The sequence below is a fragment of the Vibrio sp. QJM3NY_27 genome, assembly GCF_057785955.1.
In genome coordinates this window covers 3,364,801-3,387,059 of the sequence record NZ_CM173511.1, presented here as the reverse complement: position 1 = coordinate 3,387,059, position 22,259 = coordinate 3,364,801, and the positions used below count along the sequence as shown (strand labels likewise).

At 43.9% G+C, this 22,259-nt stretch carries 23 protein-coding genes and 1 riboswitch; of the genes, 17 read left to right on the top strand and 6 right to left on the bottom strand.

All coding sequences use genetic code 11. The features are described from left to right. Positions 1-806 precede the first annotated feature (806 nt). The 3 genes from AC3CIA_RS15255 (at position 807) to AC3CIA_RS15245 (ending at position 2,557) form a co-directional block, all read left to right on the top strand. Complete coding sequence (locus tag AC3CIA_RS15255; RefSeq protein WP_237300784.1) at positions 807-1,427, top strand: lysoplasmalogenase; 621 nt, start codon at positions 807-809, stop codon at positions 1,425-1,427. Between the two features lie 90 nt (positions 1,428-1,517). Next, positions 1,518-1,754 (top strand): YecH family metal-binding protein, encoded by a 237-nt coding sequence (locus AC3CIA_RS15250; RefSeq protein ID WP_017084862.1) that lies wholly within the window; start codon positions 1,518-1,520, stop codon positions 1,752-1,754. Between the two features lie 218 nt (positions 1,755-1,972). Then, a complete protein-coding gene (locus AC3CIA_RS15245; protein ID WP_009848232.1) occupies positions 1,973-2,557 on the top strand; it encodes a YhgN family NAAT transporter in 585 nt (194 codons plus the stop codon). A gap of 73 nt (positions 2,558-2,630) precedes the next feature. On the opposite strand, the gene AC3CIA_RS15240 is transcribed toward AC3CIA_RS15245, so the two are convergent. Both AC3CIA_RS15240 and rsmD read right to left on the bottom strand, forming a co-directional pair. Continuing rightward, positions 2,631-2,897, bottom strand: coding sequence for a DUF1145 domain-containing protein (locus AC3CIA_RS15240; RefSeq protein ID WP_004736590.1), 267 nt, complete (start codon positions 2,895-2,897; stop codon positions 2,631-2,633). A gap of 10 nt (positions 2,898-2,907) precedes the next feature. Next, positions 2,908-3,510: a 16S rRNA (guanine(966)-N(2))-methyltransferase RsmD gene (gene rsmD / locus AC3CIA_RS15235; protein WP_016796095.1), complete on the bottom strand. Its 603-nt coding sequence runs from the start codon at positions 3,508-3,510 to the stop codon at positions 2,908-2,910. 230 nt (positions 3,511-3,740) lie between these two features. Here rsmD and ftsY point away from each other — a divergent pair, with 230 nt between their 5' ends. The 6 genes from ftsY to glpG all read left to right on the top strand — a co-directional run bounded on the left by ftsY (position 3,741) and on the right by glpG (position 9,400). After that, the gene (gene ftsY / locus AC3CIA_RS15230) at positions 3,741-4,994 is read left to right on the top strand and encodes a signal recognition particle-docking protein FtsY (protein WP_488518276.1); all 1,254 of its coding nucleotides are present in this window, start codon (positions 3,741-3,743) and stop codon (positions 4,992-4,994) included. 77 nt (positions 4,995-5,071) lie between these two features. Beyond that, positions 5,072-5,749 (top strand): cell division ATP-binding protein FtsE, encoded by a 678-nt coding sequence (ftsE, locus tag AC3CIA_RS15225; RefSeq protein WP_004736585.1) that lies wholly within the window; start codon positions 5,072-5,074, stop codon positions 5,747-5,749. Beyond that, positions 5,736-6,704 (top strand): permease-like cell division protein FtsX, encoded by a 969-nt coding sequence (ftsX, locus tag AC3CIA_RS15220; RefSeq protein ID WP_004736584.1) that lies wholly within the window; start codon positions 5,736-5,738, stop codon positions 6,702-6,704. The genes ftsE and ftsX overlap by 14 nt, the downstream gene beginning before the upstream one ends. Before the next feature lie 177 nt (positions 6,705-6,881). Beyond that, positions 6,882-7,739, top strand: a complete 858-nt coding sequence (gene rpoH / locus AC3CIA_RS15215; RefSeq protein WP_026012297.1) for an RNA polymerase sigma factor RpoH — start codon at positions 6,882-6,884, stop codon at positions 7,737-7,739. 436 nt (positions 7,740-8,175) lie between these two features. Then, positions 8,176-8,496 (top strand): thiosulfate sulfurtransferase GlpE, encoded by a 321-nt coding sequence (gene glpE, locus AC3CIA_RS15210; RefSeq protein ID WP_004736711.1) that lies wholly within the window; start codon positions 8,176-8,178, stop codon positions 8,494-8,496. 58 nt (positions 8,497-8,554) lie between these two features. Beyond that, positions 8,555-9,400, top strand: coding sequence for a rhomboid family intramembrane serine protease GlpG (glpG, locus tag AC3CIA_RS15205; protein WP_017079821.1), 846 nt, complete (start codon positions 8,555-8,557; stop codon positions 9,398-9,400). Positions 9,401-9,486: 86 nt separating this feature from the next. On the opposite strand, the gene AC3CIA_RS15200 is transcribed toward glpG, so the two are convergent. Further along, on the bottom strand, positions 9,487-9,894 hold the full coding sequence (locus AC3CIA_RS15200) for a flagellar basal body-associated protein FliL (protein ID WP_004736708.1): 408 nt from the start codon (positions 9,892-9,894) through the stop codon (positions 9,487-9,489). Between the two features lie 162 nt (positions 9,895-10,056). Here AC3CIA_RS15200 and AC3CIA_RS15195 point away from each other — a divergent pair, with 162 nt between their 5' ends. Both AC3CIA_RS15195 and ubiA read left to right on the top strand, forming a co-directional pair. Next, complete coding sequence (locus AC3CIA_RS15195; protein ID WP_004736706.1) at positions 10,057-10,599, top strand: chorismate lyase; 543 nt, start codon at positions 10,057-10,059, stop codon at positions 10,597-10,599. Then, the gene (gene ubiA, locus AC3CIA_RS15190) at positions 10,600-11,454 is read left to right on the top strand and encodes a 4-hydroxybenzoate octaprenyltransferase (protein ID WP_065205735.1); all 855 of its coding nucleotides are present in this window, start codon (positions 10,600-10,602) and stop codon (positions 11,452-11,454) included. Positions 11,455-11,557: 103 nt separating this feature from the next. On the opposite strand, the gene plsB is transcribed toward ubiA, so the two are convergent. Next, positions 11,558-13,981: a glycerol-3-phosphate 1-O-acyltransferase PlsB gene (gene plsB / locus AC3CIA_RS15185; protein WP_171309414.1), complete on the bottom strand. Its 2,424-nt coding sequence runs from the start codon at positions 13,979-13,981 to the stop codon at positions 11,558-11,560. Positions 13,982-14,201: 220 nt separating this feature from the next. On the opposite strand from plsB, the gene AC3CIA_RS15180 reads away from it, so the two are divergent. The 4 genes from AC3CIA_RS15180 to dinF all read left to right on the top strand — a co-directional run bounded on the left by AC3CIA_RS15180 (position 14,202) and on the right by dinF (position 17,728). After that, positions 14,202-14,564, top strand: coding sequence for a diacylglycerol kinase (locus AC3CIA_RS15180; protein WP_004736703.1), 363 nt, complete (start codon positions 14,202-14,204; stop codon positions 14,562-14,564). Between the two features lie 94 nt (positions 14,565-14,658). Beyond that, complete coding sequence (gene lexA / locus AC3CIA_RS15175) at positions 14,659-15,279, top strand: transcriptional repressor LexA (protein WP_004736702.1); 621 nt, start codon at positions 14,659-14,661, stop codon at positions 15,277-15,279. Positions 15,280-15,376: 97 nt separating this feature from the next. Beyond that, positions 15,377-16,255 carry a class I SAM-dependent methyltransferase gene (locus tag AC3CIA_RS15170; protein ID WP_065104271.1) on the top strand — a complete coding sequence of 293 codons (879 nt, stop codon included), beginning with the start codon at positions 15,377-15,379 and terminating at the stop codon, positions 16,253-16,255. Positions 16,256-16,372: 117 nt separating this feature from the next. Then, on the top strand, positions 16,373-17,728 hold the full coding sequence (gene dinF / locus AC3CIA_RS15165) for an MATE family efflux transporter DinF (protein WP_488518275.1): 1,356 nt from the start codon (positions 16,373-16,375) through the stop codon (positions 17,726-17,728). Positions 17,729-17,936: 208 nt separating this feature from the next. Here the strand turns inward: dinF and sthA are convergent, their stop codons facing one another. After that, positions 17,937-19,337 carry a Si-specific NAD(P)(+) transhydrogenase gene (gene sthA, locus AC3CIA_RS15160; protein WP_004736699.1) on the bottom strand — a complete coding sequence of 467 codons (1,401 nt, stop codon included), beginning with the start codon at positions 19,335-19,337 and terminating at the stop codon, positions 17,937-17,939. 327 nt (positions 19,338-19,664) lie between these two features. Here sthA and fabR point away from each other — a divergent pair, with 327 nt between their 5' ends. Both fabR and AC3CIA_RS15150 read left to right on the top strand, forming a co-directional pair. After that, positions 19,665-20,306 carry an HTH-type transcriptional repressor FabR gene (fabR, locus tag AC3CIA_RS15155; RefSeq protein ID WP_004736697.1) on the top strand — a complete coding sequence of 214 codons (642 nt, stop codon included), beginning with the start codon at positions 19,665-19,667 and terminating at the stop codon, positions 20,304-20,306. After that, positions 20,306-20,677: a YijD family membrane protein gene (locus tag AC3CIA_RS15150; RefSeq protein WP_054548340.1), complete on the top strand. Its 372-nt coding sequence runs from the start codon at positions 20,306-20,308 to the stop codon at positions 20,675-20,677. The genes fabR and AC3CIA_RS15150 overlap by 1 nt, the downstream gene beginning before the upstream one ends. Before the next feature lie 74 nt (positions 20,678-20,751). Here the strand turns inward: AC3CIA_RS15150 and trmA are convergent, their stop codons facing one another. After that, the gene (gene trmA, locus AC3CIA_RS15145) at positions 20,752-21,861 is read right to left on the bottom strand and encodes a tRNA (uridine(54)-C5)-methyltransferase TrmA (protein ID WP_054548339.1); all 1,110 of its coding nucleotides are present in this window, start codon (positions 21,859-21,861) and stop codon (positions 20,752-20,754) included. A gap of 155 nt (positions 21,862-22,016) precedes the next feature. After that, positions 22,017-22,220, top strand: a riboswitch (cobalamin riboswitch). Positions 22,221-22,259 lie beyond the last annotated feature (39 nt).

Below are 22,259 nucleotides of genomic sequence, written 5' to 3'. Positions count from 1 at the left end.
GAAATCATAACACTACTCCTAAAATTGGTTGTCTCTCGCTATGTTTTAAAGAATAGCACTACTTATAGGTTTAGATCAAGAATTACTTTCGAAAGCTTTAAAAGTAGTAGAAAACTATTAGTTTTTGGCTTGTTTGGGTGTGTTTAACTGTGTCTTTTGGTGTGTTCTTATTTTATACGTTGTGCTTCATGTTTATCCGTTTTTGATTTAAGTTATTGTTTTATAATGGTCATTTTGTGTAATTTATATTGTTAAAGGTTGTTAAACTGTATTAATAGGGGTTGGTGGTTTCTGGCTTTGATTTTGTTCTGTTTTAAATTTTTCGGATTGGTTTTTGTGGGAATTTTTACAGAGGACTTGAAAAAACCTGACAAAGTTGGGTTTTAAGAAAGCAAGCCACTTACTTTGTAAGTCTAGAGTGATTTGGTGTTTCCATTCCCCTATTAATTCTGGATTTGTTTGTTTAAGTCATTGTTATAATTTATCTTAATTGCAGTGTTTTTAAATTTTCAAGTGTGGTATTTGATGATATATGGGGGTTTTATAAGGAGTCTATAGGTTAGAAGTGACTAAAATTCAAGTCTGGACGCTCTAATGCCAATTTAAATAAGTTTGTCGACGAATCGCTCTAGTTTTAAAAGAATAGCCATAGTCATCATAGTCATCATAGTAATTGTTACGACTTCAATCTAAAGAGGCTCTTTTTAGTGGAAGCGTAATCAAGATCCAATTTTGAGGGGCTTAGGCTTTACATCAACACTCGTGTGCCTAGACTGGCGACGTTTTAAAGCAATAGGGCAATGGGTATGTGGAGTTGGTTAGCGGTTTCTTTATCTGGTATCGGAGCGATAGCAGGGACGAAACATGGACATATCGGTCAGGCCTTAGTGTACAAGGTGTTTACCTTTGTTTTGTTGGCGGTAGTGGCGGTCACTCAATCGATCGTTGCTGAATATACTTATTGGATTGTCGCTGGCTTAGCTATCTCGGCTGTGGCTGATGTTCTACATACGGTGACTCAAAAACGACCACTTCATTTTGTCTGTTTTTTATTGGCTCAACTTTGTTATAGCAAGGCATTTTGGTTACAGCTCTCAGGAGAGATGGTTTGGTGGTTGTTTGCATTATTGTTGGCTGCCTGCGTTGTCGCTTTCTTCTTACTTCTTCCGCGCCTAGATAGATTGGTTTTTCCCGTGGTCATTATGGGCATTGTGCTTATCCAGCTGGCTTGGGCCTCTGGTGAGGTTTGGTTGCTTGAGCCTCAGCTATCACACGCGGTTGGTTTTGCTGGCTGTAGCGTGCTGCTGCTTTCTGCACTGGCGTATGCTCTCAATTGCTATCGTAGTCCAATCAAGGGCGCTTATCTTTGGGTGACGGGCAGTTACTTTCTCGCGCACGCTCTCATTGTTGCTTCCCTTACCATTTAGGGTAGAGCTAGCTTAATTCTGAGCTACATCAAGGCAGCTAAGATGAAAGTAGGTACTCTACGTCTACTTCATTAAACATGAGATAGAGTTATGACTACCGAAATTCATGCACACAACGTTTTAAACCTACTGAGTGAAAAGCCCCTGACTCGTGAAGAGTTGACGCAAGAGCTCGCTCAAACATATGGTGCAGAAACTCGCTTCCATACGTGTAAGCTAAATGGTCTGGATTTGGATGGCCTGCTGAAATTTTTTCTGAAGATGGAAAAGGTCGTGGTTGTTGATGACAAACTTTGCACCAATCGCGAACGTGTGTGTAACCACTAATCTCGAGTAACAACTGGTTTTTTGAGCCTTTTGACTTTTATATAAGATGAGTGGATGCGATGTTTTCGGCTCCACTCTTTAAATTATCTCTTCTAGCTTTCTATCTGCTCTCGCAAAATTCCCGTCTAATTACGTAAGTTAATCCTTTTATTACTGCGTTCGAAAATCAATGTTGAGGCTGCTATACTCCGCGCACTTACGCTTTTCGAGACAAACTTATGGAAATTTTATCTGCAGCGACCATGCTGTTTCTTATTATGGATCCGCTTGGCAATCTACCAATCGTGCTCTCTATCCTTAAGCATATTGATCCGAAGCGTCGCCGTATTGTTCTTGTTCGTGAACTGATGTTTGCGCTGATTATCCTGCTGTTGTTCTTGTTTGCCGGTCAAAGCATCATGAACTTCCTGCACGTGCAGCCTGAAACCTTGAGCATTTCTGGCGGTATTATTCTGTTCATCATCGCGATTAAGATGATTTTCCCAAGTGCGGGCAGTATTACCGGCCTAGCGGCGGGTGAAGAACCGTTTATCGTGCCGATGGCGATCCCTATGATTGCAGGCCCGTCGGTGATTGCTGCATTGATTCTGTTGTCGACACAGCACCCTGACAACATGTTAGAGCTTTCAGGTGCAGTGATGCTGGCTTGGGGCGCGACCTTCTTTATTCTGATGTTTAATGGTTTCTTCCTGCGAGTGCTGGGTGAGCGAGGCCTTAAAGCCATCGAACGCTTGATGGGCTTGTTGTTGGTTATGTTGTCGACGCAAATGTTCCTAGATGGTGTAAAAGGCTACATGGGCTAACATCAGTATCATTGCTGAATAAAAAAAACGCCGCTCAAATGAGCGGCGTTTTTGTATCTGAGCTTAAGTTTTATTACATCATGTGTTTGCGTCTGATATCGAGGAGAGCAAAGACTCCGAAAATCAATATTGACCACTTCTCCCAACGTGACATTTCGATCTTATCGCCAAAAGCACCGATGAAAATCAGCATCTGCAGGCCGTGCATGAAGAACAAGAATGCTGTCATGATATAAAGCGCAATCGCAGCATTACCTGGGAATGGGTAGAAAATATTTACGATTAAGATAAACCAAACAAAGGCGATGGCTACTTTTGCTAGTGGAAGTAAGAACTTCATTCAATAACTCCTATTCTTCAGTGGTTCGATTAAACAGTCGGTAGCTAGACTGGCCAGTGGTCTTATCGCGATGCAATTCCCAGTTCTCTGGCATAGCCTCAAGCTGCAGCTCTTTTTCTGTCTCTACGTAAATGATGGCGTTGTCTGCCAACCAGCCATTGCTCTCAAGCAGTTGTACAGTTTCTGCAAGTAAGCCTTTACGAAATGGTGGATCTAGGAAAACCATATCGTAAGGAGTACCTGGCTTCTTAAGGAAAGAGATAGCATCAGTATTCACGACACTGATGTTGTCTGCTTTGAGCTCTTTCGCGTTATCAGAAAGCTGTTTGGCTGCCTTTTGATTCATTTCGAGCAGTGTCACCATTTTTGCTTGGCGAGAAGCTGCTTCAAAACCTAGACCGCCAGAACCGGCAAATACATCCAAGCAAGTTGAATGTGGGATATCTTGAGCCACCCAGTTAAAGAGTGTCTCTTTTACTCGGTCAATGGTTGGGCGTAATCCTTCTAAATCATGAACAGGCAGCTTTCTACCTCTCCATGAGCCACTAATAATTCGAACAAAGCCTCCGGATGGCTTTTTTTGTGATGTGTTTTGCTGGCGACGTCTTACCATAGATTTTTTGACCGCTAATAAAGTGATACTATACCGAGCCCAATTTAAGTGGGTTCGAGTATTAAATAAATTTGCAATGACAAAGTGTATCAAGCTAAAAGCAAACTTATCACTGCTTTGTCATTTTTCTTTACTATTCGTTTGTACAAGCTTGTATTGTATAACAATAGCAAAGAGTCGACGTGTATTAAGTCAATACAGCTAATTAGTAGATCTAGGAAACTCCTCTGATGACGGAAAAAAAGAAGCGCGGATTATTATCGTGGCTTGGTTTTGGTGACGAAGAACAAAGCCCAAAAACTCAGAATGAAGCGAACGTAGAAAACGTTGAAGATCAAACTGAAGTTGAATCACAAGTCGAGGTTGAACAAGCCGAGTCTGAACTAGAGGTAACTACGCCAGTTGAATCTAAGCCAGTTGATTCAGAGCAAGCGCTTGAAGACATTCAGCAAGAGCAGCAGCCTGTCGTAGCAGAAGCAGAAGCAGAAGCAGAAGCAGAAGCAGAACAGGAAGAAGTTGCTGTTCCTCAAGCTCAGGTTGAAGAAGTTCAAGATAAGCCGACAGAAAGTTTCTTTGCGCGCCTTAAGCGTAGCCTTAGCCGCACTAAAGCAAACATCGGTGCTGGCTTCTTTGGCTTGTTCAAGGGTAAACAAATCGATGAAGATCTGTTTGAAGAACTAGAAGAGCAACTTCTGATTGCAGACGTGGGTATGAATACCACGGTTAAGATCATTGAAAATCTGACAGAAAAAGCATCTCGTAATGACCTAAAAGACGGTGAAGCTCTATATGGTCTGCTCAAAGAAGAGATGGCAGATATCTTAAGCCAAGTGGAACAGCCACTGGTTGTTGATACGACTAAAACACCTTACGTTATTTTAATGGTGGGTGTGAACGGTGTCGGTAAGACAACCACCATCGGTAAGCTGGCTAAACAATTCCAAAGTGAAGGCAAGAAAGTGATGTTGGCGGCGGGTGATACCTTCCGTGCGGCAGCAGTTGAACAACTTCAGGTTTGGGGCCAACGTAATAATGTTCCAGTGATTGCTCAGCACACAGGTGCCGATAGCGCATCTGTTATCTACGATGCGATTGAAGCGGCGAAAGCGCGTGGCGTTGATGTTGTGATTGCTGATACTGCAGGTCGTTTGCAGAACAAGAGCAACTTGATGGAAGAGCTGCGTAAGATTGTTCGTGTAATGAAGAAAATTGATGACTCTGCACCGCACGAAATCATGTTAACGCTCGATGCAGGTACCGGTCAGAATGCTATCAGTCAAGCGAAGCTGTTCAGTGACGTGGCACCAGTAACGGGTATTACGCTCACTAAGCTAGATGGTACGGCGAAAGGCGGCGTGATTTTCTCAATTGCTGACCAGTTCCAGATTCCAATCCGCTACATTGGTGTGGGTGAAGGCATTGATGACCTGCGTCCATTTGAGTCTAAAGACTTTATTGAAGCACTATTTAGCCGCGAAGAGTAACGCGAGTAGCAAAGTGGTTTATCCTTAACCTGCTACCGTTTTAAATTTGATATGAGTGATCGTAAGAGGAATTTTCGGTGATCAAATTTCAGCAAGTGAGCAAAGCCTACCGAGGCGGACGACAAGCGCTCCAAAAAGTGGACTTTCACCTTAAACGTGGAGAGATGGCTTTTTTGGGTGGGCACTCTGGCGCTGGTAAAAGTACCTTGCTGAAGTTGATCTGCGCCATCGAGCGTCCAACTGACGGACGTGTTTGGTTTAACGATCACGATATCACTCGTATTCCAGCTAAAGACATTCCCTTCTTACGTCGTAACATCGGGATTGTCTTTCAAGACCATCGCCTACTGATGGATCGCTCTATCTTTGATAACGTCGCACTGCCTATGCGTATTGAATCTATTTCTGAAAATGAAATAAAACGCCGAGTCAGTGCTGCGTTGGATAAAACCGGCTTACTAGACAAAGCCCGTTGTTTGCCAAGCCAGCTTTCTGGTGGTGAGCAGCAACGCGTGGGTATCGCTCGCGCTGTGGTTAACCGTCCAACTCTGCTTTTAGCGGATGAGCCGACCGGTAACCTCGATCCTGAATTATCTAACCGTGTATTACGTTTGTTTGAAGAGTTCAACCGCGCGGGTGTTACGATCATCCTAGCGACGCACGATATCGGGTTAGTGAACACTCGCCCTCAGTACCGTCATCTTGAGTTAAACCAAGGCTTTTTGAGTGAGGTTGAAGACTATGGCCGCGAATAAGCGCATCAAGAAACCTCAATCCAATCGAGCAGCAAACCGGGCTTCAAGCGACGGTTTCTTTGTTGTTCATTGGAAGCAAGCTAAGTCATCGTTCTCGCAAATGTGGCAACGTCCGTTGGGCAACTTGTTGACCCTTGCGGTGATCTCAATGGCTTTGGCGATGCCAGCTTGTTTGTACCTACTGGGTAAGAATGTTGGTGAAGTGGCTCAAGATGTCACCAGCCCGTCACAAATAAGTGCTTATGTAGAGGATGGCATTCCTGAGCCGAGAGTAATGGTGCTTAAGGATGAAATTGAAAGTTGGGATCAAGTCGAACTGGTGGAATACATTTCACCGCAACAAGGGCTTGCGGATCTAAGCCAGTATTCTGGTTTTGAAGATGCCCTGACTATCCTAGATGATTATTCGTTGCCAGGTGTGTTGGTGATTACGCCAAGCGTGCACAGTGATGTCTTAATCAAAGAATTAGCAAGCAACGTTAAAAAGCAAGAGCTAGTGACCGATGTTCGTTTAGACGAAGATTGGTTAGCTCGATTAGATGCGATCAAAGCATTAGCAGCGGTAATCGTGATTACTCTAACGGTATTGATGTTGGGCGCGGTATTTTTGATTATTGGCAATACATTACGCTTTAATGTGTTGGCGCATAAAGACGAGATTCAAACCATGAAGCTGATTGGTGCCACCGACAGCTACATTCTTCGACCATACCTTTATGCTGGGATGTGGTTTGGCGTTTTAGGTTCGATTAGTGCTTGGGTTATGACGGCATTGATTACCGTTTTGCTCAACAGTGCAGTGGATGATTTGGCTCAGCTTTATGATAGCCATTTCCGCTTAATTGGCCTGAGTTGGGATGAGTCTTTATTACTTTTGATCGTCGGAACCCTGCTTGGTAGTGTGGCTGCGAAGCTTTCTGCACAGCGTCACCTAAAAGAAATTGAACCAGTTTAGGTGAATAGAGTCATATTTATACGAAAAATAGGCAGTTCTTAACCAGTTTTTGCCTTGTATAGACGAATTGATTATGCATAATTACTTCCCCCTCCTTGAAACCTGTTCATTTTAGGTTCAAGATTGTCGGGTTTTAATAGATGTATTACTCCAGATCAGAGATTGATGAGGAACCGAATGGCAAACCAAGCGTATCAAATGGCTTTAGTCACACAAGATAGTTTAGATAGCTATATCCGCTCAGCGAACAGCTACCCTATGCTGACTCCTGAAGAGGAACGTGGACTTGCAGAGCGATTACATTACAAAGGTGAGATCGACGCTGCGAAAGGCTTGATCCTTTCCCACCTAAGATTCGTGGTACACGTTGCAAGAGGATATTCTGGCTACGGGTTACCAATGGCTGATCTTGTCCAAGAAGGTAACATCGGCTTGATGAAGGCTGTTAAGCGCTTCAATCCAGAAGTTGGTGTTCGTCTAGTCTCTTTTGCTGTTCACTGGATCAAAGCTGAGATTCATGAGTACGTTTTGCGTAACTGGCGTATCGTTAAGATCGCAACAACGAAAGCACAACGTAAATTGTTCTTTAACCTTCGTAAGTCTAAAAAGCGTTTAGGTTGGTTCAATAACGGCGAAGTTGAGACGGTTGCACGTGAGTTGGGTGTTGAGCCTTCAGAAGTTCGTGAGATGGAATCACGCTTAGCGGCACAAGACGCTACGTTTGAAGCCCCGATGGATGACGATGACGGGGGTTCTGCTTACACGGCTCCAGTTTACTACCTAGAAGACAAAGCATCAGACGTTGCTGAAACGGTTGAAGCGGCGAACTGGGAATCACACACCAACAATCGCCTAGGACTCGCATTGAAGAGCTTAGACGAACGCAGCCAGCACATTGTGCGCTCACGTTGGTTAGATGATAATAAGTCGACACTGCAAGACTTAGCGGATACCTACAGCATTTCTGCAGAGCGTGTTCGCCAGTTAGAAAAGAATGCGATGAAGAAATTGAAACAAGCCGTTGGCGATTTCTAATAGCATCTAGCATCTAGCTTCTATCTAATAGTAGAGCTAACAAATAGCTGAATTTTGAAAAGGCCGAGATCGAGAGATCTCGGCCTTTTTGTTTTGGATCGATTTCTCAATTTTTGCGATCGAAATTTGCAAAGTGATTTTGTGGATAACTCTGTGAGAAGTTTATTCGTCAGCTGTCTAAAAGCAGGGTGTAGTAAGGCTTTGAAGGGGTTTTTCGAGTGGGGATATGTTTCAGTTAACCCACAGTTAGATCAGGATCATTACTACATGTTGTGGATCCATTTTAAAAAAAGCACTTTATTCACGCAATTCACAGGTTTATCCACAAATGGTGTAAAAGTGATCGCTGGTGGATAACCTTATTAAGTGGATGTGATTGTTAGCCTTGGGATAGGTTACAATGGCAGCAAAGTAAATCAGTATAAAAGAGAAAGTCATGGACCAGTTTAAACATATTGATGTTAAAGGTGCTCAAGCCCTTATTGAACAAGGCGAAGCTCGACTTGTCGATATACGTGACCCGCAGTCTTTTGCGGTAGCTCACTCAAAAACCGCTTACCATCTTACTAACGATACCATGGTGTCGTTCATGGATGAGGTGGAGTTCGAACAGCCAATCTTAGTGATGTGTTATCACGGTATTAGTAGCCAAGGTGCGGCACAATATTTAGTGAACCAAGGCTTTGAAGAGGTATATAGTGTTGATGGTGGATTTGAAGCTTGGCATCGTGCTGAACTTCCAGTGATCGCGGGTTAATAGCCTTTATCACTTGAACCGCTTCAAGCATCTCTCATAGCATGAATAGGAAGTAACAATGATTAGATTGATGGTGTTAGACAATCCACGTCTTGCTCAAGCGTTTATTGATTATATGGCCTCTCGTCAGATCCCTATTCAGATGTCACCTGAGGGAGAAGGGCGTTTTGCTCTTTGGCTTCTTGAGGGTCAATATCAGGTTGAAACCGAGGCCGAGCTCAATCGTTTCCTGTCGGAACCCAATCATAAGCGCTATCAAGCAGCATCTTGGGACATGGCAGAGACAAGAAAGAGCAACTTTCATTATCACACGCCAAGTTTTATGGGCATGATAAAAGCCAAAGCGGGCCCCGTGACACTCAGCCTGATGTTGGTGTGTGTGGTGATTTTTGCACTGCAGCAAGTCGGTTTTGGTCAAGCTATTTTCAACGCCCTACATTTCCCTGCGGTTGACGGACAACAATGGCAATTGTGGCGTTGGTTAAGCCATGCTGTTCTGCACTTCTCTGTTATGCATATCGCATTTAATATTTTGTGGTGGTGGCAGTTAGGTGGGGATATTGAGAAAAAACTAGGTAGCCTCAAGCTACTTCAGATCTTTGCTGTCTCTTCTGCGCTTTCAGGTGCTGGGCAGTATTGGGTTGAAGGGGCGAATTTCGGTGGTTTGTCTGGTGTTGTGTATGCCTTGGTTGGCTATCTATGGGTGGTGGGTGCAAAAGCCCCTCAGCTTGGCTTAGGCATTCCAAGACAGATCGTCGGCTTTATGTTGGTGTGGCTAGTGCTTGGTTACATGCAACCGTTCATGGCCATTGCAAACACCGCTCATTTGGCTGGCCTAGCCGCTGGTGTCATTATTGGTTGGATTGATGCTATGAAAGCACCGAGTTCAGCACGAAGCGAGTAGATGCTTTTTGGCAGTAGCTAAATAATAGAGACAAAAAAGCGGCCAGATGAGCCGCTTTTTTATTTGGATTCGTTTTTACATCATTATTACTGATAAAGGTATTTGGTAAACAGTAGGTCAGCAATGAGGGTTTTGCCTGTTTCAGGAAGCAATACCTTGTTGAGATGTTCAACTAAGGTTTTTCTTAAATCTTCACGACCAGATAGAGACTTAATGGTTTCTTCGTTTTGTTTACCGAGCAATTCAATCACCGCATCACGAATCAGTGGTTGGTGGTGCTCAATGGCTGCCAAGTCGTTACTATTCGCAACCATAATATCGAGGCGAACCTGAATGTAGCCCAGTTTTTTACCTTTAGTGTAAAAATTGGTGGTCAGGTCAGGCTCTAGCGTGAAGTAGGCTAGTTTGGGTGCCGATTCCTCTTCAGCGAAACTTGATGCTGAAAAGAGTAGGGTAATCGCAAGAAATATTTGGGCTACATAACGTTTGTGCATATTTGTGACTTTTCTTTAGTTTATTCGCGATATTCGAAACGCATTAGTCTTGTTACAATGAGCGGTCTAAATCTAAATACGTTTACAATTCGAAGAACGCTTTAATTTTGTTCGAAAGTTGAAGCTTTATTGTACGTGTAAAGTCACCTATTGAATACTAGTATGAATCAGCCAATATCGCTGTATCTTAATTCGTTAATGAATGTAGATTGGCAAAGTACAGAAACATTTGATTTTCCTAATAAAATCACCAGAGAGTGGCTTTTGGAGCAAGGTTCTCTTTCCCGCAAGTTGGGCAAGAGCTGTCAGCACCTGTCTGTTGAGTTGCTTCATAATCAAGTTGTAGAGCGCTCAATGCTACAACAGGACGAGGAACTTCTTTTATCATCGTTTGATTGCTTACTGCGTAAAGTGATTTTGAAGGGTGATGATGAGCCGTGGGTGTTAGGGCGAACCTTGATTCCTCGAGTCACATTAGAGGATCATCAGCACTCTGACCTTTCTCAACAAGGTAATGTCCCACTTGGTTTAACCGTGTTCAGCGCTGAGAACGTGGAGCGAGATGCGCTGCAAGTCGGTTGGGTTATCGCTGGCGATGAGCGACTGCTCGCGCGTCGTTCTCGATTATGGATGAACCATAAACCGATGCTTGTGGCAGAACTATTTTTGCCAACATCACCCATTTACTCTAAGGAGAGTGTGTAAATGTTTGCCACCAAAGCGAAGGCGTATTGGCAATTAACGCGAATGAATCGCCCGATTGGTACTCTATTACTCCTTTGGCCGACCTTATGGTCTCTGATTATCGCCGCGAAAGGCATGCCTGATTTTGATGTCTTGGTTGTTTTCGTACTTGGCGTGATATTGATGCGTTCAGCTGGCTGTGTGATCAATGATTTTGCTGACCGTAAAGTGGATGGCCATGTAAAACGAACCAAGCAGCGCCCATTACCTTCAGGTTTGGTTTCCAGTAAGGAAGCTATTCTGCTCTTTTTAGTGCTAGCCATGGTTTCATTCTTACTGGTGCTAACCATGAATCCGCTGACGATTAAGCTTTCTGTTATCGGTGTTGGCTTAGCCTTCATTTATCCTTTTATGAAGCGTTTTACGCACCTTCCACAGTTGTTCCTCGGCTTAGCGTTTAGTTGGGCTATCCCAATGGCTTGGGCGGCGCAAACTAATGAGCTACCTAATGTGGTCTGGTTTATTTTCATTATCAATGCGCTGTGGACGATTGCCTACGACACGCAATATGCAATGGTTGACCGAGATGATGACTTAAAAATTGGCATCAAATCGACGGCTATTCTATTTGGTCGTTTCGACAAGCTCATTGTTGGCTTCTTACAGCTAGTAACACTGGCGATGCTAATAGCGTTAGGCATGCATTACCAATTAGGAGATACCTTTTATTGGGCACTGCTGGTTGCGGGGGGCTTGTTTGTGTATCAACAACATCTGATGCGCCACCGTGATCGAGACTTATGTTTCCAAGCTTTCCTAAACAACAATTATGTTGGAATGGCAGTGACAGCAGGTTTATTCATTACCTTCTGGTAAGCACGAGTTTTTTGCTAAACGAACGCTCAATAAAAAGGCACCCAATGGGTGCCTTTTTTGATCGTGTTCAGTCTAGTGATTAAAGCAATTGCTAACCAAGCGATTACTCTGCTTGGTGGATACTCTCTTGAATCGTCAGACGGACCTCTGGGTAAAGCATTGAGTAAAGAAGCTTAGCGAATTGCTGAGTCTTTTCTAAATCGCAGTTACCATCGTTATCCAAATATTGCTGCTGTTTCAAAGTTGCGAACATCGACGCAAACACGCCTTTATCGAAGAACTCTGGTGCATTAATGCCTTGTAGGCGTCCCAGTCGCTGTGCGATGTCTTGGCTCTTCTGCTCAAGATCAGATTTATCCAAATCAGGGTTTTCTGCCAATAGGTTCAAAGCAATAGAGTAGCGCTGTAGCGTTTCTGAAATCGTACGGCCTAACAGCATCAGTGCTTGGCTGTTTGACTGGTTGATGGTGACTTGGTTGTCCGACACCACAAGCATACCTTGGCCAACGAGCTCTTCAATGATGTTCGCTACCACGCTTTCAAGCTGATCTTCGTCGTAGCTTAAGAATAACTCTTTCTTCAAGAACGGGTAGATAGCAGCAACGTTCTCTTGAATTGCGTCAATGGTTAGGCCGTGCTGACGAATTGTCATCTGAGCAATTAACGATGGTAGAGCAAACAAATGAATGATGTTATTACGGTAGTAGGTCATCAGAATTGACTGGTGACGGTCTAGCGAAATGATGTCGCCCATTGAGTCTGATTCAATTAGGAACTTGTTCAGCGATTCAGCGTGTTTTACCAGATCTTCAGCGCTGTCTTTTGGTACCGTAAATGTATCAGAGTAAGGTACGTTCTTAAGCAGAGACAGGTAACAGTTGATCTGATAAACCAAAGAATCACGAGACAATGCACGCTGTCTTGAAGCCAGTAACGCCGTTGCACAAAGTGTTAGTGCGTTGGTCGCTGCTGCATCGTTAATGTGCGTCATCATTTTGGTTGCCAGGTCATTGACCACTGGACTCATCCATTGTGGCTTGCTGGTTCCCATTGGATCGATATCTTTAGTCCACTCTGGAGCGTGCTCGTTCAGATATTGGTTAAGCTGAATCGGCTCACCAAAGTTGACGTAGCCTTTACCAAAATTGCGCAGTTTACGGAGCGTACGAATCACTAGGCTCGCATTTTCTTTTTCTTTGCGCTTACCACGAAGTTCTTTTGCGTAGGTCGCCACTTCCATTACGTGCTCATAGCCAATGTACACAGGTACTAACGTCACTGGACGGTTCATGCCGCGCAGCATAGCCTGAATAGTCATCGCCAACATGCCGGTTTTAGCTTGTAGCAGGCGACCTGTACGAGAGCGACCACCTTCACTGAAATACTCGACCGAGTAACCTTTGGCGAACAATTCCGCCAGATATTCACGGAAAATAGTCGAGTACAGCTTGTTGCCTTTGAAGCTACGACGAATAAAGAACGCACCACCATGACGGAAAATAGGACCGGCAGGGAAGAAGTTCAGATTGATACCCGCAGCGATATGCGGTGGCACCATGCCTTCGTGGTAAAGCACGTAAGAAAGCAGTAAGTAATCCATGTGACTGCGATGACAAGGCACATAAACAATCTCGTGACCATCTTGAGCCAGCTTACGAACGGTTGAAGCGTTGCTGATATGCAGGCCTTGATACAACTTATTCCACAACCAACCAAGAATCTTCTCACCGCGTTTGATTAGCGAGTAAGAGAAGTTCGCAGCAATCTCGTCCATGATGTCTTGAGCTTCTTTGCTCGCTTTCTCGATCGAGATGTTCTTTGCTTGTGCTTCATCTTCAATCGCTTTCTTGATCGCTTCAGATTTTAGTAGGCGGTCAAACAGAGCTTGGCGACTTGGCAGGTTAGGACCTGATGCCGCCAATTTTTGGCGAGAAAAGTGAATACGTGCCACGCGCGCCAGTTTGTGTGCGATGGTATTGTCGGTGCCGTGTGAGTTAGCCATGTAACGTAGAGAAACCACAGGACTAAAGCGAACCAAGCAGTCACGACCTGCCAGTAATACCGCTTTTGATTTCTCTAAGCCGTTCATTGCTTGTAGGTAAGGTTTCTGGTTATTCTCTTTACCAGGCTTACGCCCCCACAATACAGTGGCAGGGATAACTTGAACGTCAAGATCAGAGTCTTCAGCATGCAGTGAAAGCAGCTCAGAGAAGACTTCAATTGATGAGCTTGGTACATAATCATCGTCTTGCAGTAGAGTTTTGCGAGAAGAGATAAAAACGTAGCGTTGCAGTGATTTGCCATTGATTTCAAGCTTGCTCAACGGATCAGGTAACCCTAATTCAAGTGCATGTTTTTGCAATGTAAGAATGTCTACACTTGAGCGAAACGGTAAGGCGTATACAATCGGTTTGCTCAAATCAATGTTCAAATCCTCAACAGGGTTTGAAGGAATTGATGTGCCCTTTACCAATACGGATAAAGGTAGCTTCATTAATGAACGTGAAAAAGATTGTCCAGAAGACATATAGGTTCACTGCCTCAATAGTTATTTCAATGTGCTCAAGCGTATCTCTATTTCTATGATGAAAAGGATAAATCCTGTGAGTGAAATAGGGATAAGCCTAGGCGTAAATTTAATCGATGCAAGAATACCAGAAACTGGTCTAACCTTTTAATGGAAATAGTCATATTGCCGTTAAGTTTGTGGAAAATCATTCATCGACTGATTGAGTATAGGGTTAAAAATGACCAAAAAATCAAACACCGGATTCAAACGTATCGTGAAAGCGGCGGGCTTTTCATGGCAAGGCATCACGAGCTCGTTTAAAAACGAGGCGGCATTTCGACAAGAAGTCTTCATGGCCGCAGTGCTTATTCCGTTGGCGTTTTACTTAGATGTAAGCCAAGTTGAGAGAATCTTGATGATTTCAGCAGTCGTGTTGGTGATGGTTGTCGAGTTGATCAATACCGCGATTGAAGCGGTCGTTGACCGAATCGGTAGTGAACATCATGAGCTTTCTGGGATGGCGAAAGATGTTGGCTCAGCTGCAGTTTTTATCTGTTTAGTATTAGCGGGTTACGTGTGGCTAGAGATCTTGTTTTTGTAATTCGCTAAAAATGAACTAAAAACAACCAATTGCTTTGCTTTTGTTCAGTTACTGGATATACTCACAGTCAACTGTATAAAAAGACAGGTGAATCATGAAGCCGTTAACGCCCCGCCAGCAACAAGTTTTTGACCTTATCAAAAGTAAGATCGAAGATTTCGGTATGCCACCGACACGTGCAGAAATCGCGCGCGAACTTGGCTTCCGTTCTGCTAATGCTGCAGAAGAACATTTAAAAGCTCTTGCTCGTAAAGAAGCGATTGAGATTATCCCGGGTGCGTCTCGTGGTATTCGTATTTTGCTTGAAGATGCAGCGAATGAAGAGCAAGGTTTACCACTAATCGGTCAGGTTGCCGCTGGTGAGCCTATTTTGGCTCAAGAGCATGTAGAAATGCATTATCAAGTTGATCCAGGCATGTTTAAACCACAAGCTGACTTCTTACTTCGTGTAAATGGCGAAAGTATGAAAGACATCGGTATTATGGACGGTGATCTATTAGCTGTTCATAAAACACAAGATGTCCGCGATGGTCAGGTTGTCGTGGCTCGTGTCGATGATGATGTAACGGTAAAACGCCTAGAACGTAAAGGTTCAACGGTGCTGTTACACGCTGAAAATGAAGAGTTTTCTCCAATCCATGTCGATCTAGAATCTCAACACTTGTCTATTGAAGGGCTGGCTGTTGGTATTATTCGTAACACGGACTGGATGTAGTCATTACAAGCAGCTTATTGATATTTATTCTCAATAACTTGTTATTGTAATTGATATTCATTATCATCTTCTTTGTCGAGATACAAGGAAGATGATGATGCCAAACCCAACCAAACCTCAAATGAAGCCGCTTGTTCGTAAGCCGCGCTCCTCTGATCAAAAGGCTTCTTCTGATCGAGGGTCTGCACATCAAGAATTTCAAGTTCCGACCAATCTCGTTCAACACCTTTGGTTTCGCAGTCGCGAAAGTCTTGCCGATGATGGTTTAGTTTATGACCCTATTGCAGCTCAAGCCTGCAAGCGTTGCCAACTAGCACCGGAATGTCTTACCGGTGAACTCGACCAACAACAACTTCTCTACGCAACATTGACTCAGCTTTGCGATTCTCAGGTACAGCAGTTTTTATCTCATAACCCAGATGCTTGGATCATTAATGTTGGTGCCGGGCTTGATACGCGTTTCTACCGTTTAGATAATGGCCGTTGTCATTGGGTTGAATTGGATGTCACAGAGAACTTAGTTTGGCGCCAACGCTTGTTCCACAAAAATGAACGCTATCGTTTGGAGTGTGGCTCGGTTGACGATCTAACGTGGCTCGATGAATTGAACATTCCAGAGCAAGCCTCAGTGATGGTGGTGTGTGAACACGCTCTGCTTGATTGCAACGAACAGCAGACGGCACATTTTATTCAGTCTCTCAGTCGTTATTTTACTCATGCCCACGCCTGCTTAGTATTGGCTGGAGATAAGAGCTCAAGTACGTTGGGGCAAAAGCTAGGATCTGGTGAATATGCTCACGGGTTGTCTTCACCAATAGACAGTGTTCTTAATTGGTTGCCATGGGCGCAATGGGTTAAGTCATTTTCACCATTAGAGCAGCAATGTAATCGTTGGAAGTTGTGGCAACGATTATTGTGTAAAATTTCTCAGCTTAAAAAGCGTTTAACTCCTCAATTAGTACTCGTTAAATGGTAGCGCTAGCTTCTTCTATCAACAGATAGTTTGGAAAAAGCTAACCAATATACAAAGTACACAACATAGTGAAAGCACACTCACTAGGTTAAACTATCGCCTCTAATCAAAGAGGTGATCGTGAAGCTATTTAATCCCCAAACTATTTTTCAAACGCTATCCAATCAGGCGATGCACAAAAAAGTGTTGTTGCTCGCGATCCCGATGGTTCTTTCCAATATTACGGTTCCTCTACTGGGTTTAGTCGATGCTGCGGTTATCGGTCACTTAGAGCATTCTTGGTATTTAGGTGGTGTCGCTTTGGGTGGCACTATGATCAGCGTGACCTTTTGGTTGCTTGGTTTCCTACGAATGTCGACGACTGGACTGGCCGCGCAATCTTATGGGGCGAACGATGGCAAGCAACTTGGTTTAGTCTTTGTGCAAGGCGTGACCATGGCACTAGGGTTTGCTGGTGTCTTTTTGCTATTGCATAGCTTTGTTGCGGATGCGGTTTTCTCATTGAGCAGTGCCAGCGATCAAGTCAAACATTATGGCCTGCAGTACTTCTCTATCCGTGCCTGGAGTGCGCCTGCTGCCCTAACTAACTTTGTAATTTTAGGTTGGTTGCTCGGAACCCAAAATGCTAAAGCGCCAATGTGGATGGTGATTATCACTAATATCACCAACATCGTTTTGGATATCGTTTTTGTGATTGGCCTTGGATGGCAAGTTGAAGGTGCGGCATTGGCATCGGTGATAGCAGATTATGCCGGGCTAACGTTTGGCTTGGTTTGTGTTTATCGAATCTGGACAAAGAAGCAGTTACCATCGCCATGGGATCTGCTTAAGAAAACCAGCCAAGGTTTGAGTCGTTTCGTGAAACTGAATCGCGATATCTTTCTGCGCTCGCTTTGTCTGCAAGCGACTTTCACTTTTATGACCTTCCAAGGTGCAAGCTTTGGTGATGATGTGGTGGCGGCCAATGCGGTATTGATGAGCTTCTTGATGATCATCTCTTATGGGATGGATGGTTTTGCTTATGCAATGGAAGCTATGGTCGGAAAGGCGATTGGCGCGAGAGATAAAGAAGAGTTAAATCAGTCTTTGATTGGCACTTTCTTCTGGAGCTTCAATATTTGTTTGGTACTGACCATAGCGTTCGCGATTGTTGGGTCTAGTTTGATTAATATGATTACTACAATTCCAGAGGTTAAGAGTCAGGCTGAGGTATATCTGCCATGGCTGATTGCGATGCCGCTAGTTTCTATGTGGTGCTTCTTGCTAGACGGTATTTTCGTGGGCGCTACCAAAGGCAAAGATATGCGTAACAGTATGTTTGTGGCCACCTGCAGTTTCTTTGCGATTTTCTACTTAGCATCAGGTTTAGAGAACCATGCGCTGTGGCTAGCAATGTTGAGCTTTATGGCAATGCGCGGCATTGGTCTTGGTGTTCTATTTATCTCTCAGTGGAAGAAAGGTGAGTTTCTCGCTTAGCTTAGCTTAGATAGATTAGATAGATTAGATAGATTAGTTCAGGGAGCGAAAAAGAGAAGCTGTGCAGGTAAAGTGGCATTTGGAACATCATGAACTAATTGCTAGCATGACTATATAATTCAGTAGTTTAAATAAAAACAGCAAGCTCATGGCTTGCTGTTTATGTATTTGGCCTACAGGTGGTCAAATAGTCCTATTGGTTCTTTGTTTAGAACAAACGGTTAAGTCCGTTCAGCGCTGCGACGCGATAAGCTTCGGCCATTGTTGGATAGTTGAAGGTCGTATTCACAAAGTACTCGATGGTATTTGCTTCGCCTTTCTGTTCCATGATTGCCTGACCGATGTGGATGATCTCAGCAGCACGCTCACCAAACACGTGGATACCTAAAATCTCTTTAGTTTCACGATGGAAAAGTATCTTCAAGCTACCAATATCTTTACCTGCGATTTGAGCACGAGCTAAGTGCTTGAATGAAGATCGTCCCACTTCATAAGGTACTTTAGCCGCGGTAAGCTCTTGTTCTGTTTTTCCGACAGAGCTGATCTCAGGAATAGTATAGATACCTGTTGGGATGTCTTCGATAAGGTGTCGTTCTGCTTCACCTTTCACCACGGCTTGAGCCACGAATCGACCTTGGTCATAAGCAGCACTTGCTAGGCTAGGATAACCAATCACATCACCAACAGCGTAAACATGTTCAACACTGGTTTGGTAGTTGCTGTTGACTGATACTTGTCCTCGAGAGTCCGCTTCTAAGCCAACGGCACCAAGATTCAACTTGTCAGTATTACCCGTTCGGCCATTGGCATACAGTAGACAGTCGGCACGCATTTTCTTACCAGACTCTAAGTGAATGATCACGCCATCGTCAGTACCTTCAATTTTCTCAAAGGTTTCATCGTTACGAATAACAACGCCGCTGTTCCAGAAGTGATAAGACAGAGCATCCGAGGTTTCATTGTCTAAGAATGACAACAGGCGATCGCGAGTATTAATAAGATCGGTTTTAACGCCTAAACCACGGAAGATTGAAGCGTATTCACAACCAATAACGCCAGCACCATAGATGATGATGTGTTGAGGGTCGTGTTTAAGAGAAAGAATCGAGTCGCTGTCGTAGATACGTTCATGCAGAAAGTCGACGTTGTCTGGCTGATAAGGGCGAGAACCTGTTGCGATAACAAATTTGTCTGCGCTGTAATGTTCTTCAGTACCATCGCTCTGCATGACAGAGATGGTGTTGGTATCGATAAAACGCGCAGTACCAAACACTAATGTGCACTGGTTACGGTCGTAGAAGCCTTGACGCAATCGAGTCTGTTTGTCGATGACTGACTTAGCATGCCCCAGAATGTTGGAGAACGTTGAGTGAATGCTTTTATTATTCTGACAAAACAGCGGGTTGCTATTGAATTCAATGATGCGGCTTACTGCATGACGTAGCGCTTTTGAAGGAATCGTTCCCCAGTGGGTGCAACCACCACCAACGCTGCTCTCTTTTTCAATGATTGCAACGTTCAACCCGGCTTTGGTTAATCCCATCGCTGCCCCTTCTCCTCCGGGGCCACTACCAATTACGATTACATCAAAGTGGTTGGAGTGCGGCATAGATATCTTCCTTGTTATATTTGATTAACATTGCTTTAGCGAGATTTTAACTGATTCTGTTCTTGGGTACATGAAAAGGGCATCAGAGAGTCGGTGGGATCACGCAGTGTTATCGAAAAAATAATATTTGGTATGTCGTATGTCTCCAAATGACAGTGTGGATATTGAAATTTTTTCTTCGAACGTATTTACTTCGGTACGTGAACAAAGAGGTGTGTTTAGTGTCTTATATAACCAGAGTGCCTTATATAAATATGTGATTCGCGTTATATTGAACAGAGTATTAGGCATGCCTGTTTAGGCTGTAAAAGAAGAGTTTGATAAAGTATGAAACCAATGGGCATTCGCGCGCAGCAAAAAGAAAAAACTCGTCGCAGCTTAATCGACGCAGCATTTAGCCAGCTCAGTGCCGATCGTAGCTTTTCCAACCTAAGCTTGAGAGAAGTTGCTCGTGAGGCTGGAATAGCGCCGACTTCCTTTTATCGTCATTTCAAAGACATGGATGAGCTTGGCTTAACCATGGTTGATGAAGGTGGCTTACTGTTGCGTCAGCTAATGCGTCAAGCTAGGCAACGCATAGTAAAAGAAGGCAGTGTGATTCGTACCTCGGTTGAAACCTTTATGGAGTTCATTGAAAGCAGCCCAAACGTATTCAGACTGTTATTGCGAGAGCGCTCAGGAACCTCTTTTGAGTTTCGTGCTGCGGTAGCTCGTGAGATACAGCACTTCTCTGCTGAGTTAACCGAATATTTGATAACGACTGGCATGACACGAGATGAAGCTTTTACTCAAGCTGAAGCCTCCGTCATTTTGGTCTTCAACTCAGGGGCAGAAGCATTAGATTTAGATCGACGTCAGCGAGATGAATTGGCTGATCGCTTGATCATGCAATTGCGAATGATGGCCAAAGGTGCTTTTTGGTATCGTAAAGAACGTGAACGTAACCGATTAAAAGGCGGGATTGAATAATGTCGAATGAAAAAAATACTGTAAACCGTGGTTCTGAAAGAAAGACACTCGTACTTGCTGTTGTTGCAGGTGTGTGTGGTGATGCACTGTTATCTTGGGTAACAATGAGCGAAGTGGGCTTCTCTATTTTCCCACTGATTGCGTTAGTTTTGGCTGTACAAGCGCTTTACCAAGAATACCTCACGAATCCAGTATCTGAAGATATTCCATTAGTGGGTTTAGCTTGTTTCTTTGTAGGTGCATTTGGCCACTCGGCTTTTGTGAAAGCACAACACCCTGATGCAGGTTCAAACTTCTTTGCGATTATTGTCGCTATGCTGCTACTCGCTTGGGTAGGTAAGAAGCTAGGCTTTATCGGTAAAACCGCTTAAACCAACGTATAAATAAAAAAACGAGCCAATTGGCTCGTTTTTTTGTATCTGCTGTGCGACCTAGAGAGCGATATTTACGCTTTACGCTCAAGGAATACACCGGCTTCCATGTGGTGCGTGTAAGGGAACTGGTCAAATAGAGCAAAACGAGTGATGTCGTGTGTTTCGCTTAGGATGTCTAGGTTCTCTTTCAATGTCTCAGGGTTACAAGAGATGTACATGATACGCTCGTAGCCTTGCACCATCTTACAAGTATCAACATCCATACCTGAGCGCGGTGGATCAACAAAGATAGTGTTGCAGTTGTAGCTCTTCAGATCGATGTTCGCCTGTTGCAGACGGCGGAATTCACGCTTACCTTCCATTGCTACGGTAAAATCTTCCGCAGACATACGAATGATCTGAACATTATCAATCTTGTTCGCCGCAATGTTGTACTGAGCAGATTCAACAGATGGCTTCGCTAGTTCAGTTGCTAGTACACGCTCAAAGTTTTGTGCCAGTGCTAATGAGAAATTACCGTTACCACAGTAAAGTTCTAGCAAGTCACCTTTGCTGTCTTGAGTACAGTCGACAGCCCATTCCAGCATTTTCTCTGCTACTTTACCGTTTGGTTGAGTAAAGCTGTTTTCTACTTGTTGGTAGATGTAGCTGTCACCATTCACGTCTAGCTTTTCTATTACGTAGTCGCGGTCTAGTACGATTTTCATCTTACGCGCACGGCCAATCAGGTTTAGGTTAAAACCTTCATCGTTCAATTGCTGTTTTAGCGCTTTAGCATCTTGAATCCATTGCTCACCCAACTGACGGTGGTAAAGCAGTGACACCAAAATCTCGCCGCTTAGTGTAGAAAGGAAATCTACTTGGAATAGCTTGTGGCGTAGAGAGTGGTTCTCTTTCATTGCATCTGTTAGTAGAGGCATTAAGTCGTTGATAAGACGGCTAGCTGCTGGAAACTGGTCTACACGGTATTTTTCTTTGGTCTCTTGATTGAACATGACGTAATACATATCGTCACCTTCATGCCACACACGAAATTCAGCACGCATGCGGTAGTGTTGTTCTGGAGATTCATACACTTCCAACTCAGGCACATCGTATTGTGAGAACATTTCAGTAAGACGCTCAGTCTTTTCTGCTAGTTGTTCTTGGTAGCGTTGCGGGTTTACATCTAAATTCGCCATTGTTATGCCTTTTTGCTGTCGTGCTTTTAAATCAAGAGCGCAGATTTTATTCAATCACAGGCGCTTGTCCAGTGTTGAGAGCCATTCAATGTAAATCGAGCATGAAAACTATAGCTTATAACTATCTTAGACTAGACAAATGATTCATAGGTTAATACTATCTCCCGCAAGCTGGTGCCATTTGGATGTATAGATGGCTGAAGAGGGAATCTGGTGTGAATCCAGAACTGACGCGCAGCGGTAAAAGAGAACGAATATTCATAAGACACTGCAAATAGCTTTTTGTGGGAAGTCGAATATTAGGTAACCATAAGGTTGTGCTCTTGAGTCCGAATACCTGCCAGTAGCTAAACCATACAATGTGGTTTGGTAGGAATTTACGCGATTTAGGATCACAA

Bases quoted from the DNA above. Each gene is read 5' to 3' on its own strand.
- AC3CIA_RS15255 (WP_237300784.1), top strand. From the start codon at position 807: ATGTGGAGTTGGTTAGCGGTTTCTTTATCTGGTATCGGAGCGATAGCA.
- AC3CIA_RS15250 (WP_017084862.1), top strand. From the start codon at position 1,518: ATGACTACCGAAATTCATGCACACAACGTTTTAAACCTACTGAGTGAA.
- AC3CIA_RS15245 (WP_009848232.1), top strand. From the start codon at position 1,973: ATGGAAATTTTATCTGCAGCGACCATGCTGTTTCTTATTATGGATCCG.
- AC3CIA_RS15240 (WP_004736590.1), bottom strand. From the start codon at position 2,897: ATGAAGTTCTTACTTCCACTAGCAAAAGTAGCCATCGCCTTTGTTTGG.
- rsmD (WP_016796095.1), bottom strand. From the start codon at position 3,510: ATGGTAAGACGTCGCCAGCAAAACACATCACAAAAAAAGCCATCCGGA.
- ftsY (WP_488518276.1), top strand. From the start codon at position 3,741: ATGACGGAAAAAAAGAAGCGCGGATTATTATCGTGGCTTGGTTTTGGT.
- ftsX (WP_004736584.1), top strand. From the start codon at position 5,736: ATGGCCGCGAATAAGCGCATCAAGAAACCTCAATCCAATCGAGCAGCA.
- rpoH (WP_026012297.1), top strand. From the start codon at position 6,882: ATGGCAAACCAAGCGTATCAAATGGCTTTAGTCACACAAGATAGTTTA.
- glpE (WP_004736711.1), top strand. From the start codon at position 8,176: ATGGACCAGTTTAAACATATTGATGTTAAAGGTGCTCAAGCCCTTATT.
- glpG (WP_017079821.1), top strand. From the start codon at position 8,555: ATGATTAGATTGATGGTGTTAGACAATCCACGTCTTGCTCAAGCGTTT.
- AC3CIA_RS15200 (WP_004736708.1), bottom strand. From the start codon at position 9,894: ATGCACAAACGTTATGTAGCCCAAATATTTCTTGCGATTACCCTACTC.
- AC3CIA_RS15195 (WP_004736706.1), top strand. From the start codon at position 10,057: ATGAATCAGCCAATATCGCTGTATCTTAATTCGTTAATGAATGTAGAT.
- ubiA (WP_065205735.1), top strand. From the start codon at position 10,600: ATGTTTGCCACCAAAGCGAAGGCGTATTGGCAATTAACGCGAATGAAT.
- plsB (WP_171309414.1), bottom strand. From the start codon at position 13,981: ATGTCTTCTGGACAATCTTTTTCACGTTCATTAATGAAGCTACCTTTA.
- AC3CIA_RS15180 (WP_004736703.1), top strand. From the start codon at position 14,202: ATGACCAAAAAATCAAACACCGGATTCAAACGTATCGTGAAAGCGGCG.
- lexA (WP_004736702.1), top strand. From the start codon at position 14,659: ATGAAGCCGTTAACGCCCCGCCAGCAACAAGTTTTTGACCTTATCAAA.
- AC3CIA_RS15170 (WP_065104271.1), top strand. From the start codon at position 15,377: ATGCCAAACCCAACCAAACCTCAAATGAAGCCGCTTGTTCGTAAGCCG.
- sthA (WP_004736699.1), bottom strand. From the start codon at position 19,337: ATGCCGCACTCCAACCACTTTGATGTAATCGTAATTGGTAGTGGCCCC.
- fabR (WP_004736697.1), top strand. From the start codon at position 19,665: ATGAAACCAATGGGCATTCGCGCGCAGCAAAAAGAAAAAACTCGTCGC.
- AC3CIA_RS15150 (WP_054548340.1), top strand. From the start codon at position 20,306: ATGTCGAATGAAAAAAATACTGTAAACCGTGGTTCTGAAAGAAAGACA.
- trmA (WP_054548339.1), bottom strand. From the start codon at position 21,861: ATGGCGAATTTAGATGTAAACCCGCAACGCTACCAAGAACAACTAGCA.